Origin of the sequence: Citrobacter freundii complex sp. 2024EL-00216 (assembly GCF_043945515.1) — a bacterium.
GTDB classification, from domain to species: domain Bacteria; phylum Pseudomonadota; class Gammaproteobacteria; order Enterobacterales; family Enterobacteriaceae; genus Citrobacter; species Citrobacter portucalensis.
Window position 1 is genome coordinate 84,499 of the sequence record NZ_JBIMRA010000002.1, and the last position, 15,631, is coordinate 100,129.

Here is a 15,631-nt window from a genome sequence, read left to right on the forward strand (position 1 = left end):
CATTCCAGACAGGATTCACATCAATGGCATACACCACTTTTTCACAGACGAAAAATGATCAGCTTCTGGAACCGATGTTCTTCGGCCAGCCGGTGAACGTCGCCCGCTACGATCAGCAAAAATATGACATCTTTGAAAAACTGATCGAAAAGCAGCTCTCTTTCTTCTGGCGTCCGGAAGAAGTCGATGTTTCTCGCGATCGTATCGACTTCCAGGCATTGCCGGAACATGAAAAACATATCTTCATCAGCAACCTGAAGTATCAGACGCTGCTGGACTCCATTCAGGGACGTAGTCCTAACGTCGCGCTGCTGCCGTTAATCTCGATCCCTGAACTGGAAACCTGGGTGGAAACGTGGGCGTTTTCTGAAACGATCCACTCCCGCTCTTACACCCACATCATCCGTAATATTGTTAACGATCCGGCGGTGGTGTTTGACGATATCGTCACCAACGAGCAAATCCAGAAACGCGCAGAAGGCATCTCCAGCTACTACGACGAATTGATCGAGATGACCAGCTACTGGCATTTGCTGGGCGAAGGTAAGCATACCGTTAATGGTAAAACGGTTGTCGTAAACCTGCGTGAGCTGAAGAAGAAGCTGTATCTGTGCCTGATGAGCGTGAACGCGCTGGAAGCGATCCGCTTTTATGTCAGCTTCGCCTGCTCTTTCGCCTTCGCCGAACGTGAACTGATGGAAGGCAACGCGAAAATTATTCGTCTGATCGCCCGCGACGAAGCCCTGCACCTGACCGGTACTCAGCATATGCTGAACCTGCTGCGCAGCGGCGTGGACGATCCGGAGATGGCGGAAATTGCCGAAGAGTGCAAACAAGAGTGCTACGACCTGTTCGTACAGGCCGCGCTGCAGGAAAAAGAGTGGGCGGACTATCTGTTCCGTGATGGCTCAATGATTGGCCTGAACAAAGACATTCTGTGCCAGTACGTTGAGTACATCACCAACATCCGTATGCAGGCTGTTGGACTCGATCTGCCATTCCAGACACGTTCTAACCCGATCCCTTGGATCAATACCTGGCTGGTGTCTGACAACGTCCAGGTTGCGCCGCAGGAAGTGGAAGTCAGCTCTTATCTGGTCGGCCAGATCGATGCCGAAGTCGATACTGACGATCTGAGTAACTTCCAGCTCTGATGGGCCGCGTGACTCTGCGCATCTCTGGCACGCAGTTGCTGTGCCAGGATGAACACCCTTCCCTGCTTGCCGCGCTCGAGTCGCACGATGTTGAAGTCGAATATCAGTGTCGTGAAGGCTACTGCGGCTCCTGCCGTACCCGCCTGGTGGCGGGACAGGTTGACTGGATTGCAGAACCGCTGGCCTTCATTCAGCCCGGTGAAATATTGCCGTGCTGTTGCCGGGCAAAAGGCGATATTGAAATAGAGTTGTAGTGTTTAGTGAACTTCATGCGCGGAGACCAGTACCACGTCTCCGCGTTTTTTCATCTGCATGATATACAGCGCCCCGGCCAGTACCACCAGCAGCGCACCCACCAGATAAATCGCCCGATATCCCACGCCCTCGACCATCATCCCCATGATAAACGCGCCGATTGCCATTCCCGCATCCATCGCATTGAAAAACAGCGAATTGGCGATACCAATTTTATGCGGTTCCACCGAACTAATAATTTGTGTCTGAAATACGGGTGTGACCGAACCATAACCGATGCCAATTAATCCACCGGAAATAATCATCATAATGCTGCCGTTAGTATAGCCAAGCGCCACCAGCCCGACGGTGAAAGCCAGCAAACACGGATAGACCACGTATTTCGGCCCTTTTTTATCACAAACATTGCCGGTAAAGGTTCGACAGATCATCAGGCAAATGGCGTAACACAACAGGAAATTACTGGCGGCGGCCATCAGATCGAGCTCGCGCGCATACAGTGCGAGAAAAGCGGAAACGCCCGCGTAGGAAAAGGTCATGAAAAACGTCACCATCGCGAAAGGCAGTGCGGCGCGATCAAACATTGCAGCAAATCCCAGCTTCGGTTTTGAGCCGTCAGCATGACGGATAACCGGCGGTACGGCGACAATCAATGACAGGATAATACCCAGTACGGCAACCGCGCTACACAGCCAGAATGCAGTGGTAAAAGCTTCCCAGCGTGCCATGTTCAGCCCTACCCACGGCCCCACAACCATTGCCAGTCCCATGGCTAACGAGAAAAAACTGATGCCCTCCCCACGTCGGGAGGCCGGTATCAACCGCGCGGAAATCGTTCCTTTTACCGTGGTAATAACGCCAAACGTTACACCATGAAGCACCCGAATCAACAGCAGTGATTCAATTGAGTGGCAAACAGGATACAGCGCAGTGACCACCAAAAAGGCCAGAGAAGAGAGCACCAGAATTGTTTTATTCGAATATTTTCCTACCCATTGTCCCGCAAACGGGCGCACAACAATTGCGGCCCCCAAAAAGAAGGTGACTAATAATCCGGCCTTATCTGGAGTGGCATGCAGGCGATCCGAAATATAGATCGGTAACAGCGTGAGCAGGACATAAAAAACAAAAAATATAATAAAGCTGATTATCGTTATTGCCCAAAAATCTTTCGTCCACAGTTTTTCTTTCATATTCGACAACCTGTCCAGACGGCGCACGCAGGCAACGCTCAGCTCAACTGAACTACGGACAGGTGCGTCGAAGTGTGATTTTACGGTAGACCGCAAGTATAAACAGGTCCATTATATTAGAGAAATTAATCGTTTTAATATTGTTGATTAGAGGGAGCTAATGACATTAACCCAGATCCACGCCCTGCTTGCCGTACTTGAGTACGGTGGTTTTACCGAAGCCAGCAAGCGGCTGTACATGACCCAATCCGCCGTTAGCCAGGCAATTTCAGCGCTAGAGGAAGAACTAGGGGTTGATATTCTTATCCGCGAACGCCGCAAAGACATTCAACTTAGTCCGGCCGGGAGTCGGATCGTTTCACACCTGCGGACGATCGTGTCTGAAACCAACGCGGTGAAAGAGATTGCCGAGCAAGAGCGACAAAACCCGGCCAGAACCCTGCGTATCGGCTGCTTTCCCAGCGCCTGTGCCTGCATTTTGCCCGGCATCATCCACCACTTCGAACAGCATCACCCGCATATCAAAATTATCCCTTATGAAGAAAACAGCACGGCAATCGTTGATTCCCTGCGCAGTGGAGATATCGATGCGGGATTTGTGCATTTCCCGGTAAATGGCATGTACTGCGTACCGGTGTATCGCGACAAATTTACCGTTGTAGTTCCTGAAAGCCATCCGCTGGCGGCCAATAGAACGATTTCAGTGGAACAACTGGTTGGAGAACCGCTCATTATCAGCAAAGGTCGCTATGAATTAAGCATCATGGCGCTATTTAAAGAGAAGGGAATTGAACCGGTCATTAAATACGAGTTTAACCATCCGGATACCGCGATGAGCTTTATTCGTCAGGGGCTGGGTATAGCGTTATTACCGGAATTAACGCTGAAGGCGGTTGGTGGGAAAGTACGCTCAGTCCCGCTGGAACCGACGTTCTATCGACAGATATCCTTACTGGCAAAAGAGCCGCCGGTGGACGGCAGCCCTTTATTTCTCCTGCAGGCATGTATGGAAACGTTGACAGCAGACGGCCTTATCTAGCAGTTAAAACGTTTCATCCATTAAGGCCTGTGACCGGAGGTGCATCACAGGCCTTACGCCATCACTCTTTATTCAAGAATTTCACTGCTTTGTCGGGGAAGTCGGTGAACAGCCCGTCCACGCCCGCCTTGTTATAAAGAATGTCATACAGCTGGTTTACGTCAGTGGTGTAATCCGGCAGTTGATCGGCGCGAACGGTATAAGGATGCACAACCATCTTATTCTGATGTGCGTCCTGCACCATGCCTGTTAACGAGATATTGCCCTTCTTCGACTTCTCATCAATCAGCATGTGATAGTCCGGCCCAATGCCGTCCGCATACTGCGCAACCTGCTTCATGGCACCCGGTTTAAACATCCAGTCGTAGTTGTAATTAACCCAACTACCGTCCGGCTTTTTCTCCTGGGTTTCATTCCAGTCAGTGTACGCAATCAACTGTACCAGATTGAGATCCATCCCCATCTTCGGTTCCAGTTCATTTTTAATGCGCTTCAACTCTGCAACATCAAAACACTGTAGATAGACCTTGTCGTTCTTGTCGGTATACCCGTACTTTTTCAGTACTTCCAGCGTTTTAGCCGCAATGTCCTTCCCTTCCTGGTGATGGAACCACGGCGCTTTCATTTCCGGGTAAATACCGATGTTTTTACCGGTGGAATGATTTAATCCCTGAACAAACTCAATCTCTTCTTCGAACGTGTGCACGCGGAAATCAGATTTACCCATCGGGAAGCGCCCTGGGTAGGTCTGGACCTTTTTGCCATTTTCGATATCGAAGCCTTCGGTAAATTTCAGCGATTTAATTTCATCCAGCGTAAAGTCGATGGCGTAGTAACGCCCATCTTTACGCGCACGATCCGGAAAACGCTCGGCAACATCGGTGACGCGGTCAAGATAGTGGTCATGCAGGACGACCAGATGGTCATCCTTGGTCATAACCAAATCCTGCTCCAGATAATCCGCCCCCTGGGCATAGGCCATCGCCTTTGCTGGCAGCGTATGCTCCGGCAGATAACCGCTGGCGCCACGATGCGCAATCACGATTTTATCTGCGGCAACCGCTGCACTGCTGACCACCATACCTGCGAGCATCAGCGCCACGCTGAGACTTTTCAATGTGGTTTTCATCTATTAGCCCCCGTTACGCTTCAGTTCCATCTCTTCGTGATGGCGTTTTTCGCCAATCATGACGACTACCAGCAGAATAACCGCCAGCACGCTACCGCCAATCATCACCATAAAGCCGCCGTCCCAACCGAAGAAGTCAACGGTGTAGCCAACAATGGCGCTCGCGGCCACAGAACCGCCGAGATAACCGAACAGACCGGTAAAGCCAGCCGCCGTTCCCGCCGCTTTTTTCGGTGCCAGTTCCAGCGCGTGCAGACCAATCAACATTACCGGACCGTAGATCAGGAAGCCGATGATGATCATACAAGCCATATCCACGTTCGGGTTGCCTGCCGGGTTCATCCAGTAAACGATGGTCGCAATAGTTACCAGCGTCATAAAGAACACGCCGGTCGCGCCACGGTTACCACGGAAGACTTTATCCGACATCCAGCCGCACAGCAGCGTGCCCGGAATACCCGCATACTCATACAGGAAGTAGGCCCAGGATGATTTGTCCAGTGCGAAATGCTTCACTTCTTTCAGGTAGGTCGGTGACCAGTCCAGGATGCCGTAACGCAGCAGATAAACAAACACGTTAGCGATAGCGATGTACCACAACAGTTTGTTCGGCAGTACGTACTGCATGAAGATCTGCTTCGCAGTCAGCTCTTCTTCCGCTTTCTCGGTGTAATCGTCCGGATAGTCGTTCTTATACTCTTCGATAGGCGGCAGACCACAGGACTGCGGCGTATCACGCATCAGGGCAAAAGCAATCAGCGCGACGACGATCGCACCGAAAGCAGGCATATACAGCGCCGCTTTCCAGTCATTGAACCAGGCCATACCCAGCAGGAACAACAGCGGAGGCAGACCGCCACCCACGTTATGCGCACAGTTCCAGACGGAAACAATGCCTCCACGCTCTTTCTGCGACCACCAGTGCACCATGGTACGGCCACACGGCGGCCAGCCCATCCCCTGGAACCATCCGCAGAGGAACAGCAGCACAAACATAATAGCAATGCTCGATGTCGCCCACGGCACAAAGCCCATGAACAGCATCACTGCGGCGGCCAGTATCAGACCGGCTGGCAGGAAAACGCGCGGATTCGAGCGATCCGAAATGGACCCCATGATGAATTTCGAAAATCCGTAAGCAATGGAGATACCGGACAACGCAAAACCCAGATCGCCACGCGAGAAACCTTGTTCAACCAGATACGGCATCGCAAGGGCAAAGTTCTTACGTACCAGATAGTACGCGGCATAACCAAAGAAAATCCCCAGAAAAATCTGCCAACGTAATCGACGATATGTCGGGTCGATCTCCGCTGCAGGTAAACGCGCCGTGTGTGACGCTGGTTTAAAAATGCTCAACATAGTGTAGCCTCCGTGGCCGTCTTTCATTCGAAGTAAACACTGCAGTTCGTCATTACTACCCTACCGCTCCCAGTGTGGCCGCGATGTTAAGGAAAGATACATAACAAAAATGTGAAACGCAGCACATATTGTTACAGATTTATGACAAATGTTCATAAAGGCGCACGAAATCACGTTTCATTTTCGAATAATGAGCGATTATGCGCGAAATCAAACAATCCATGTTTTTTATGTGGCTAAATGATAAAAAACGAACTGTGAGGAAAAACAATGAAAACTCGCGACTCGCAAACAAGTGACGTGATTATCATTGGTGGAGGAGCAACAGGTGCAGGGATCGCACGTGACTGTGCGCTGCGCGGGTTGCGCGTCATCTTAGTGGAACGCCACGATATCGCCACAGGTGCGACCGGGCGCAACCACGGTCTGCTGCACAGCGGTGCACGCTACGCCGTCACCGACGCTGAATCTGCCCGTGAGTGCATCAGCGAAAACCAAATTCTGAAACGTATCGCCCGTCATTGCGTTGAGCCAACGGACGGTCTGTTTATTACTCTGCCGGAGGATGAGCTGTCCTTCCAGGCTACCTTTATTCGCGCCTGTGAAGAGGCAGGGATTCGCGCAGAAGCGATTGACCCTCAGCAGGCACGTATTATCGAACCTTCTGTGAATCCACAGCTGATTGGTGCAGTAAAAGTACCAGACGGCACGGTCGATCCTTTCCGCTTAACAGCAGCTAACATGCTGGATGCGCGTGAGCATGGCGCGGTTATCTTAACGGCGCATGAAGTGACGGGACTGATCCGCGAAGGCGCAACGGTTTGCGGCGTTAACGTGCGCAATCATCTGACAGGCGAAATGCAGTCCCTGCATGCACCGGTTGTCGTCAACGCCGCTGGGATCTGGGGTCAACGCATTGCGGAATATGCCGATCTGAGCATCCGTATGTTCCCGGCCAAAGGTTCGTTGCTGATTATGGATCATCGCATTAACCAGCATGTCATTAACCGCTGCCGTAAGCCCTCTGACGCCGATATTCTGGTGCCTGGCGATACCATTTCACTGATCGGTACCACCTCACAGCACATTGATTACGACGATATCGACAGCAACCGCGTCACCGCAGAAGAGGTCGATATTCTGCTGCGTGAAGGCGAGAAGCTGGCGCCGATTATGGCGAAAACGCGCATTTTACGCGCCTATTCTGGCGTACGCCCGCTGGTGGCTAGCGACGACGACCCAAGCGGTCGTAACGTCAGCCGTGGGATTGTACTGTTCGATCACGCTGAACGTGACGGACTGGAAGGGTTTATCACCATTACCGGCGGCAAACTGATGACCTACCGCCTGATGGCGGAATGGGCCACCGATGCCGTTTGCCGTAAGCTGGGCAATACCCAGCCTTGCACAACGGCAGACACCGCGCTGCCTGGCTCACAGGAATCTACCGAGCATACGCTTAAACGCGTGATCTCATTGCCAGCTCCACTGCGCGGCTCGGCGGTCTACCGTCACGGCGATCGCACCCCTGCGTGGCTTAGCGAAGGCCGCCAGCACCGCAGTCTGGTCTGTGAATGCGAAGCAGTCACCGCAGGCGAAGTGCAATACGCCGTCGAGAATTTAACCGTCAACAGCCTGCTCGATTTGCGTCGCCGTACCCGTGTTGGAATGGGGACCTGCCAGGGCGAATTGTGTGCCTGTCGCGCCGCAGGTTTGCTGCAACGTTTCAATGTCACTACCGCAGCGCAGTCCATTACCCAGCTTTCCGACTTCCTCAACGAACGCTGGAAAGGCGTGCAGCCTATCGCCTGGGGAGATGCGCTGCGCGAAAGCGAATTCACGCGCTGGGTTTATCAAGGGTTGTGTGGTCTGGAAAAGGAGCACCAGGATGAAATTTGATACCGTCATTATCGGCGGCGGCCTCGCCGGACTGCTATGTGGCCTGCAACTGCAAAAAAGCGGACTGCGCTGCACGATTGTTACCCGCGGCCAAAGCGCCCTGCATTTTTCCTCCGGCTCACTGGATTTGCTCAGCAGCTTACCCGATGGTCAGCCGGTGACGGATATAGAAGCGGGTTTGAATGCGCTGCGCACTCAGGCACCCGCACATCCGTATAGCACCATCGGAACGCAGAACGTTCTGGAACTGGCCCAACAGGCGCAAAATTTACTGGAAGAATGCGGAACGCATTTGCAGGGCAAAGTGCATCAGGCACATCAACGTGTTACCCCGCTGGGCACCCTGCGCTCAACCTGGTTAAGTTCCCCGGAAGTGCCGGTCTGGCCGCTGTCCGCGCAGCGTATCTGCGTTGTAGGGATTAGCGGGTTACTGGATTTTCAGGCGCATCTCGCCGCGGCGTCATTACGCCAACGCAATCTCAGCGTCGAGACGGCAGAAATCGAGCTACCGGAGCTGGATGTCCTGCGTGATAACCCAACCGAGTTTCGTGCCGTTAATATTGCGCGCCTGCTGGATAACGAAGATAAATGGTCGCTGCTCTATGACGCATTGCTGCCAATGGCAAAAACCTGCGACATGATAATCATGCCGGCATGCTTTGGTCTGGCCGATGAGCGGCTCTGGCAGTGGCTTAACGAGCGCCTCCCCTGCTCGCTGACACTGTTACCGACCCTACCACCTTCGGTACTGGGCATGCGTTTGCACAACAAATTACAGCGCCAGTTTGTGCGCCAGGGCGGTGTGTGGATGCCGGGTGATGAAGTGAAAAAAATCACCTGTCAGGATGGCGTGGTCAGCGAAATCTGGACCCGAAATCATGCCGATATCCCCTTGCGGCCACGTTTCGCCGTGCTCGCCAGCGGCAGCTTCTTCAGCAGCGGGCTGGTCGCCACGCGTGAGGCAATCCATGAACCAATCCTGGGACTGGATGTACAGCAAACAGCTACCCGCGCCGAGTGGTATCAGCGTGATGTTTTCGATCCACAACCGTGGCAACAGTTTGGCGTAACAACCGATTCCGCATTGCGTCCATCACTGGCGGGAAAAACGATAGAGAACATGTATGCCATCGGTTCTGTCCTCGGCGGATTCGACCCTATCGCCCAGGGTTGTGGAGGCGGCGTGTGCGCAGTTAGCGCCTTACATGCCGCGCATCATATTGCGAAACGTGCAGGAGGACAGCAATGAGCGACACACGTTTTGAAAGTTGTATCAAATGTACGGTGTGCACCACCGCCTGCCCGGTAAGCCGCGTCAATCCGAGCTACCCGGGTCCTAAGCAGGCTGGCCCGGACGGTGAACGTCTGCGCCTGAAAGATGGCGCGCTATATGACGACGCGCTGAAATACTGCATCAACTGTAAGCGCTGCGAAGTGGCCTGTCCGTCAGACGTGAAAATCGGCGATATCATCCAGCGCGCGCGCGCCAAATACGACACGACGCGCCCATCGTTGCGTAACTTTGTCTTAAGTCATACCGATTTAATGGGCAGCGTATCCACCCCCTTCGCCCCAATAGTGAATACCGCCACCTCATTAAAACCGGTACGTCAGTTGCTGGATTACGCGTTAAAAATCGATCATCGCCGTACGCTGCCGAAGTACTCCTTTGGCACCTTCCGCCGCTGGTATCGCAGCGTTGCCGCACAGCAGGCGCAGTACCAGGATCAGGTCGCCTTTTTCCACGGCTGTTTTGTGAATTACAACCATCCCCAGCTCGGCAAAGACCTGATCAAGGTGTTGAATGCGATGGGTACTGGCGTGCAACTGCTGAGTAAAGAGAAATGCTGCGGCGTACCGCTGATTGCCAACGGTTTTACCGATAAAGCGCGTAAGCAGGCAGTAAGCAACGTGGCCTCACTCAGGGAGGCGATTGATGGCAAAGGCATTCCGGTGATCGCCACCTCATCAACCTGTACCTTTGCGCTACGTGATGAATATCCGGAAGTGCTGGATGTCGACAACTCAGGCCTGCGTGAACACATTGAACTGGCAACCCGCTGGCTGTGGCGCAAGCTGGATGAAGGTAAAACGCTGCCGCTGAAAACGCTGCCGCTGAAGGTGGTCTATCACACGCCATGTCACATGGAGAAAATGGGCTGGACGCTCTATACGCTGGAGCTACTGCGACAAATTCCAGGGCTGGAGCTGACGGTGCTGGATTCTCAGTGTTGCGGGATTGCCGGGACTTACGGCTTTAAAAAGGAAAACTACCCGACATCACAATCGATTGGCGCACCGTTATTCCGCCAAATTGAAGAAAGCGGCGCTGATATCGTCGTCACCGACTGCGAAACCTGTAAATGGCAGATTGAGATGTCAACAAGCAAACGCTGCGAACATCCTATCACCCTGCTTGCCAAAGCGTTAGGTTAACTCTGTTGCCCGGTGGCGTTTGCTACCGGGCATTTTTGCGTAGCCCGTTCCGCTTAATTGAATACGTTGCAGTCGGACGTATTTATCTCTGATTCACCCACGCAAAGAACCCATTTCCCGCATGCAGCGCATATTAAAAGTGGATACCGTCACGCCATCTTCTCTTTCTGGTGACGGACTACCATGGCTAAATCCACTACATCTACACCACATGGTGCCGTTTTTAAAAAGATAATGTCTTACCCTGAGATGGCTCGGGATTTTCTGGATATACACCTTCCTATCGCATTACGTGAGATATGTGATTTACAAACGCTGAAGCTGGAGTCCACCAGTTTTATCGAACAAGATCTCCGCGCATACTACTCCGACGTAGTGTGGTCACTAAAAACCCGCGAAGGTCAGGGCTATATTTATTGTGTTATTGAACATCAGAGTACCGCGGTACCGCATATGGCATTTCGCCTGATGCGTTATGCCACCGCGGCGATGCAGCATCATCTTGATGCCGGGAATAAAACGCTGCCGCTGGTGATCCCCATGTTATTTTATCACGGTCAACAAACTCCCTATCCCTGGTCGCTCAACTGGCTGGATGAATTTGATAATCCGCAACTGGCGCGACAACTGTATTCAGAGGCTTTTCCGCTGGTCGACATTACCGTAATACCTGACGATGAAATCGCGCAGCATCGCAGGGTTGCGCTGCTTGAGTTGATGCAAAAACATATCCGCGATCGTGATTTAATGGGGTTAGTGGACCGCCTGGTCTCGCTATTAGTTACAAGCACTGCTAATGACAGCCAGCTACAAACGCTATTTAATTACCTGATACGGTACGGCGACGTTTCTCGCGTCAGCGAGTTTATCCGCGAAGTTGCCGAACGATCCCCCCATCACAAGGAGAAGCTGATGACAATTGCAGAGAGACTCAGGCAGGAAGGCCACCAAAATGGACTGCAAGAAGGGATACAGCAAGGGTTAGAACAAGGAATGCAAAAAGGGTTAGAACAAGGGGTGCAAAAAGGTACGCAAGAAGAAGCCTTACGTATCGCTCACATAATGCTGGAACAAGGTATTGATCGTGATTTAGTTCAGTTAATTACCGGGCTATTGCCTGGCGATACCACCGCATGAGCCAGATTGGGAAGGCATTTAGCCTTCCCAATCAATGATTAAATCGTCAACGACTCAACCACTTCAATCCAGCCGTGTTCGCTAGCGATATCCTGATTGTTAAGCCAGCGGCGCAGCATATTTAGCGCCATCATCGCGCACACTTCCTGACGAATCGCCAGGCTGTAGCGATTTGCATTCAGCCGTACGCGCAAAGCATGCGTCCCATCAGGCGTGGCCAGCGCAAAGTTAATATGTTCGTTTTCGAAAGCCGATATTGCGAGTGCCAATCCAGCATAATGCTTACTGCGTCGCTCGGTTATCCAATGCGCCGTTTGCGCCAGCGTTTCTTCCTGAGGCGGAACCACTTCACTCGCCAACAGTGGCGCATTCGCACGAGAAAGCTGCAATGCCACCAGGCCACCGGTGAATTGTTCGCTCAGCGTCAGGCTGTATTGCCGTTCTTGCAACGTGCGGGCGATTTGCGCGGGTAAGCCTTCCGTACCTTCAAAAATCATATTCTGCCCGGCAACCCGCTTAACTTCTGGCCACAGCGCCAGCATCGCTTCCCGTTGGGAATCCGGACCGGTCAGCTTCAGCTCAATAATTGGCATTGAGGAGCGATAACCCATTGTTACTCCCGGAGGCAACGGCAGCGGATCCAGACTCTGCGCCAGGTCGCTTTCAGAACGGCCAAAGGTGGTTAATCGCAGGCATAACGGGGGCTGAGCCAAAGAGAAACGCTCACGCAAACGAGGCAGGATCTCATGCTCCACCATGACTTTGAATTCTGACGGTACACCTGGTGTAAAGAACATCAGGCAGCGGTTAAGCTTCAGGGCGAACCCACACGCGGTACCCACCGGATTATTGATAAACTCAGCGCTGGCCGGAAGTTCAGCCTGTTTGCGGTTGCTTGGCGCCATCACGCGGCCACGATCGCGGAAATATCGCTCCATCTCGGCCAGCCATGCTTCATGCAGCACCAACCCTTCGCCTTTTGCCGTTGCCGCTGCCAGCGCGCTCAAATCATCGCTGGTAGGTCCCAGACCGCCATTAACGATCAGTACATCGGCGTGCTCGCTACGCTCACGCAAAACGGCGACCAAATCGTTAAGATTGTCACCTACCGTGTTGCGGCGTGTTAGCGGTAAACCCTGATTAAAGAAAAAATCGGCCAGCCAGGCGGCATTGGTGTCGACGATTTGTCCGTGCAACACTTCATCCCCTGTGGATAGCATCTCCACGTTTAACATCGTGTTCTCCTGCTTTTATGATGAAAACACTATAACGCATGGAGGGGGGAAGGCGCGACTGAACGCCGCGCCAGAAATGTTAGAAGCTGGCGTTAACCCCAACGTACGGGCCATCAGCAATCGCGTTATCACGGTTGCCGTCTTTGCCTGCCAGGTTCAGGTAACGATAACCGGCTTCAATGCTCAGCGGACGCAAAATGGTCAGACGCGCACCGGCATTCGCTTCTTCATAGCTGTCGATACCGCTGGAAAGTGAATCAGGAGAGTAATAATACTCACCAAACAGACGGAAGCTATCGCCAATCGGCCATTGTAAACCACCACCGACAGCGGCAGCATAGCCTTCATCGCCATCGTTTGGATTAGTATAAACACCTTTACCACCAACGGTCGCCATCAGCGGCCCCAGTGGGATATTCAAACCTAAACCCAGCCCGGCAACATCACCGTCGTCATCGTTATGCATCCAGTTACCGCTGACGGCCAGACCAGTACTCTCAGTGCCCATACCGAATCCCAGGTTAGTGTAGTCTTCGCCAGCCTGGCCGCTGATGCTAATCGCGCTCGCCGACGCGGAAACAAACAGCATTCCGGCAAAACCCAACATTAAACTTTTTTTCATTTTCTATCCTTTCCAGCGAGAATCAAAACATAGCCCCAAAACCGATGAATTGTACTGTCAGATGGCGAGGAATCAATGAGCTAAAAAAGCGATGCAATGACATATTGTAACTAAATACTACTCAGAAGATGTGGATAAGGTTAAATTCTTGTGTCATTTGTACATGTGAGCGTAGCAGAGGGTCGTTTTCAACAAACATCCTGTTTTCCCAACCAAAGTGGCGTTATTCATTGATGAAGCATTTTTTCTAGCGTCAGCAAAAGGTAAGATGCGTGCATGATGGAATTTTCTCTACCTCCCCTAAAGGACTGAACTTATGCGCCAAAGAACGATTGTTTGCCCATTAATTGAAAACGATGGCTGTTATTTGCTGTGCAAAATGGCTGACGACCGCGGTGTGTTTCCCGGTCAGTGGGCGCTTTCTGGCGGCGGTGTTGAACCAGGCGAACGTATTGAAGAAGCTCTGCGCCGTGAAGTGAGGGAAGAGCTGGGCGAACAGCTGGTGTTATCAGAAATTACCCCCTGGACCTTCAGTGATGATATCCGCACTAAAACCTATGCTGATGGCAGCCAGGAAGAGATTTACATGATTTATCTTATTTTCGATTGTGTCGCGGCGAATCGTGAAGTGAAGATTAACGAAGAGTTCCAGGCGTTCGCCTGGGTTAAACCGGAAGATCTCAGTGCCTACGATTTAAATATCGCCACGCGTAAAACGTTAACCTTGAAAGGGTTACTGTAGGTTATCATTTTAATAACGGCATAAAATTAATATTCTGAATAGCGGCATTGCACTCATCAACTTATAGCAAACAGCAATGTCGCAAAAAAAACCAAAAAAAAAACTTTAATTTCATTAATATAAATAAAAAATAACTCTATTTAGCTGTCGTTCCAAAACCTTAAACTCTTAAGGATAAATTAACCTTCAGTCATTAACCTTTGTAGCCTGATGAAATAATTAACGACGCCCCTGTTTATCACTAAAAATAAAACTTCGGTGGCGTTAAATGGCTTGAAGGAATAATGATGTCTGACTTTTTGCCTTTCTCTCGCCCGGCCATGGGCGCTGAAGAACTTGCCGCAGTGAAGGCGGTTCTGGACTCTGGATGGATAACCACCGGCCCGAAAAATCAACAGTTGGAAGAGGCTTTTTGCCAGCTCACGGGGAATAAGCATGCCGTCGCCGTTTGCTCCGCCACTGCAGGAATGCACATTACGCTGATGGCGCTGGGCATTGGTGCGGGCGACGAGGTCATTACGCCGTCGATGACGTGGGTTTCTACCCTCAACATGATTGTTTTGCTGGGGGCGACGCCCGTCATGATCGATGTCGACCACGATACGCTTATGGTGACACCTGAGCAAATTGAAGCCGCTATTACCCCACGAACCAAAGCCATTGTTCCAGTACATTATGCTGGCGCCCCCGCCGACCTCGACGCAATTTATGCCATTGGCGAGCGTTATGGAATCCCGGTAATAGAAGACGCAGCCCATGCCGTAGGGACATTGTATAAGGGCCGTCATGTCGGTGCTCGCGGCACGGCAATCTTCTCGTTTCACGCTATTAAAAATATCACCTGTGCGGAAGGTGGACTGATCGTTACCGACGACAGCCAGCTCGCTCAGCGGCTTCGCAGCCTGAAGTTTCACGGTCTGGGCGTTGATGCTTTTGATCGACAAACCTACGGCCGGGCACCACAAGCCGAAGTGCTTGCACCTGGATACAAATACAACCTGACGGATATTAACGCCGCTATTGCGCTGGTACAGCTCAATAAGCTGGAGCAACTGAACTCACGCCGGGCGCAAATTGCCCAGCACTATCAAAAAGCGCTGGCCGATACGCCATTCCAGCCGCTGAGCCTACCGCAGTGGTCGCACGTTCATGCCTGGCACTTATTCATCATTCGTGTTGATGAAACGCGCTGCGGGTTGAGCAGAGATGCCCTGATGGAAGCGCTGAAGGCCAAAGATATCGGCACCGGCCTGCATTTTCGTGCAGCCCATACGCAAAAATATTATCGCGAACGCTTCACTACCCTTTCGCTCCCAAATACAGAATGGAATAGCGCACGCATCTGTTCGCTGCCGTTATTCCCCGACATGACCGACGCTGACACTCAGCGGGTCATTACGGCGCTTCGCGAGATAGCAGGACAATGAG

At 52.0% G+C, this 15,631-nt stretch carries 14 protein-coding genes; 9 read left to right on the forward strand and 5 right to left on the reverse strand.

What is annotated here, in order from left to right; translation table 11 throughout:
- The first annotated feature begins 23 nt into the window (after nt 1–23).
- On the forward strand, nt 24–1,154 hold the full coding sequence (gene nrdB / locus ACHHZ7_RS02825; protein WP_060683511.1) for a class Ia ribonucleoside-diphosphate reductase subunit beta: 1,131 nt from the start codon (nt 24–26) through the stop codon (nt 1,152–1,154).
- Complete coding sequence (yfaE, locus tag ACHHZ7_RS02830) at nt 1,154–1,408, forward strand: ferredoxin-like diferric-tyrosyl radical cofactor maintenance protein YfaE (protein WP_003027609.1); 255 nt, start codon at nt 1,154–1,156, stop codon at nt 1,406–1,408. Before nrdB ends, yfaE begins: the two co-directional genes overlap by 1 nt.
- A gap of 3 nt (nt 1,409–1,411) precedes the next feature.
- Here yfaE and ACHHZ7_RS02835 read toward each other — a convergent pair whose 3' ends face one another.
- Complete coding sequence (locus ACHHZ7_RS02835) at nt 1,412–2,602, reverse strand: MFS transporter (protein WP_048234859.1); 1,191 nt, start codon at nt 2,600–2,602, stop codon at nt 1,412–1,414.
- Nucleotides 2,603–2,762: 160 nt separating this feature from the next.
- Between ACHHZ7_RS02835 and ACHHZ7_RS02840 the strand changes: the two genes are divergently transcribed.
- The gene (locus ACHHZ7_RS02840; RefSeq protein ID WP_057066394.1) at nt 2,763–3,641 is read left to right on the forward strand and encodes a LysR family transcriptional regulator; all 879 of its coding nucleotides are present in this window, start codon (nt 2,763–2,765) and stop codon (nt 3,639–3,641) included.
- A gap of 61 nt (nt 3,642–3,702) precedes the next feature.
- Here the strand turns inward: ACHHZ7_RS02840 and glpQ are convergent, their stop codons facing one another.
- On the reverse strand, nt 3,703–4,770 hold the full coding sequence (glpQ, locus tag ACHHZ7_RS02845) for a glycerophosphodiester phosphodiesterase (protein ID WP_008785318.1): 1,068 nt from the start codon (nt 4,768–4,770) through the stop codon (nt 3,703–3,705).
- Between the two features lie 3 nt (nt 4,771–4,773).
- On the reverse strand, nt 4,774–6,132 hold the full coding sequence (gene glpT, locus ACHHZ7_RS02850) for a glycerol-3-phosphate transporter (protein ID WP_003834677.1): 1,359 nt from the start codon (nt 6,130–6,132) through the stop codon (nt 4,774–4,776).
- Nucleotides 6,133–6,402: 270 nt separating this feature from the next.
- On the opposite strand from glpT, the gene glpA reads away from it, so the two are divergent.
- From glpA to ACHHZ7_RS02870, 4 genes are all read left to right on the forward strand, one after another.
- Complete coding sequence (gene glpA, locus ACHHZ7_RS02855) at nt 6,403–8,031, forward strand: anaerobic glycerol-3-phosphate dehydrogenase subunit A (protein WP_032944055.1); 1,629 nt, start codon at nt 6,403–6,405, stop codon at nt 8,029–8,031.
- Nucleotides 8,021–9,280, forward strand: coding sequence for a glycerol-3-phosphate dehydrogenase subunit GlpB (gene glpB / locus ACHHZ7_RS02860; RefSeq protein ID WP_032944057.1), 1,260 nt, complete (start codon nt 8,021–8,023; stop codon nt 9,278–9,280). Before glpA ends, glpB begins: the two co-directional genes overlap by 11 nt.
- Entirely contained in the window at nt 9,277–10,467 is a 1,191-nt protein-coding gene (gene glpC, locus ACHHZ7_RS02865) for an anaerobic glycerol-3-phosphate dehydrogenase subunit GlpC (RefSeq protein WP_003834686.1), read from the forward strand. Before glpB ends, glpC begins: the two co-directional genes overlap by 4 nt.
- Before the next feature lie 183 nt (nt 10,468–10,650).
- Nucleotides 10,651–11,604, forward strand: a complete 954-nt coding sequence (locus tag ACHHZ7_RS02870; protein ID WP_192463877.1) for an Rpn family recombination-promoting nuclease/putative transposase — start codon at nt 10,651–10,653, stop codon at nt 11,602–11,604.
- A gap of 38 nt (nt 11,605–11,642) precedes the next feature.
- Here the strand turns inward: ACHHZ7_RS02870 and ACHHZ7_RS02875 are convergent, their stop codons facing one another.
- Both ACHHZ7_RS02875 and ACHHZ7_RS02880 read right to left on the reverse strand, forming a co-directional pair.
- Complete coding sequence (locus ACHHZ7_RS02875) at nt 11,643–12,839, reverse strand: nicotinamide mononucleotide deamidase-related protein YfaY (protein ID WP_060683509.1); 1,197 nt, start codon at nt 12,837–12,839, stop codon at nt 11,643–11,645.
- A 79-nt stretch (nt 12,840–12,918) separates the two neighbouring features.
- Nucleotides 12,919–13,461: a YfaZ family outer membrane protein gene (locus tag ACHHZ7_RS02880; protein WP_008785326.1), complete on the reverse strand. Its 543-nt coding sequence runs from the start codon at nt 13,459–13,461 to the stop codon at nt 12,919–12,921.
- Between the two features lie 316 nt (nt 13,462–13,777).
- Between ACHHZ7_RS02880 and nudI the strand changes: the two genes are divergently transcribed.
- Together nudI and arnB are read left to right on the forward strand one after the other, a co-directional pair.
- Nucleotides 13,778–14,203, forward strand: coding sequence for a nucleoside triphosphatase NudI (nudI, locus tag ACHHZ7_RS02885; RefSeq protein WP_008785327.1), 426 nt, complete (start codon nt 13,778–13,780; stop codon nt 14,201–14,203).
- 287 nt (nt 14,204–14,490) lie between these two features.
- Nucleotides 14,491–15,630: a UDP-4-amino-4-deoxy-L-arabinose aminotransferase gene (gene arnB / locus ACHHZ7_RS02890; protein WP_020996681.1), complete on the forward strand. Its 1,140-nt coding sequence runs from the start codon at nt 14,491–14,493 to the stop codon at nt 15,628–15,630.
- The last annotated feature ends 1 nt before the right edge of the window (nt 15,631 follow it).

What these genes read in the sequence shown, in the direction of transcription:
- arnB (WP_020996681.1), top strand. Translation starts at nt 14,491, where the DNA reads ATGTCTGACTTTTTGCCTTTCTCTCGCCCGGCCATGGGCGCTGAAGAA.
- ACHHZ7_RS02835 (WP_048234859.1), bottom strand. Translation starts at nt 2,602, where the DNA reads ATGAAAGAAAAACTGTGGACGAAAGATTTTTGGGCAATAACGATAATC.
- yfaE (WP_003027609.1), top strand. Translation starts at nt 1,154, where the DNA reads ATGGGCCGCGTGACTCTGCGCATCTCTGGCACGCAGTTGCTGTGCCAG.
- ACHHZ7_RS02880 (WP_008785326.1), bottom strand. Translation starts at nt 13,461, where the DNA reads ATGAAAAAAAGTTTAATGTTGGGTTTTGCCGGAATGCTGTTTGTTTCC.
- ACHHZ7_RS02870 (WP_192463877.1), top strand. Translation starts at nt 10,651, where the DNA reads ATGGCTAAATCCACTACATCTACACCACATGGTGCCGTTTTTAAAAAG.
- glpT (WP_003834677.1), bottom strand. Translation starts at nt 6,132, where the DNA reads ATGTTGAGCATTTTTAAACCAGCGTCACACACGGCGCGTTTACCTGCA.
- ACHHZ7_RS02875 (WP_060683509.1), bottom strand. Translation starts at nt 12,839, where the DNA reads ATGTTAAACGTGGAGATGCTATCCACAGGGGATGAAGTGTTGCACGGA.
- glpA (WP_032944055.1), top strand. Translation starts at nt 6,403, where the DNA reads ATGAAAACTCGCGACTCGCAAACAAGTGACGTGATTATCATTGGTGGA.
- glpC (WP_003834686.1), top strand. Translation starts at nt 9,277, where the DNA reads ATGAGCGACACACGTTTTGAAAGTTGTATCAAATGTACGGTGTGCACC.
- nudI (WP_008785327.1), top strand. Translation starts at nt 13,778, where the DNA reads ATGCGCCAAAGAACGATTGTTTGCCCATTAATTGAAAACGATGGCTGT.
- nrdB (WP_060683511.1), top strand. Translation starts at nt 24, where the DNA reads ATGGCATACACCACTTTTTCACAGACGAAAAATGATCAGCTTCTGGAA.
- ACHHZ7_RS02840 (WP_057066394.1), top strand. Translation starts at nt 2,763, where the DNA reads ATGACATTAACCCAGATCCACGCCCTGCTTGCCGTACTTGAGTACGGT.
- glpB (WP_032944057.1), top strand. Translation starts at nt 8,021, where the DNA reads ATGAAATTTGATACCGTCATTATCGGCGGCGGCCTCGCCGGACTGCTA.
- glpQ (WP_008785318.1), bottom strand. Translation starts at nt 4,770, where the DNA reads ATGAAAACCACATTGAAAAGTCTCAGCGTGGCGCTGATGCTCGCAGGT.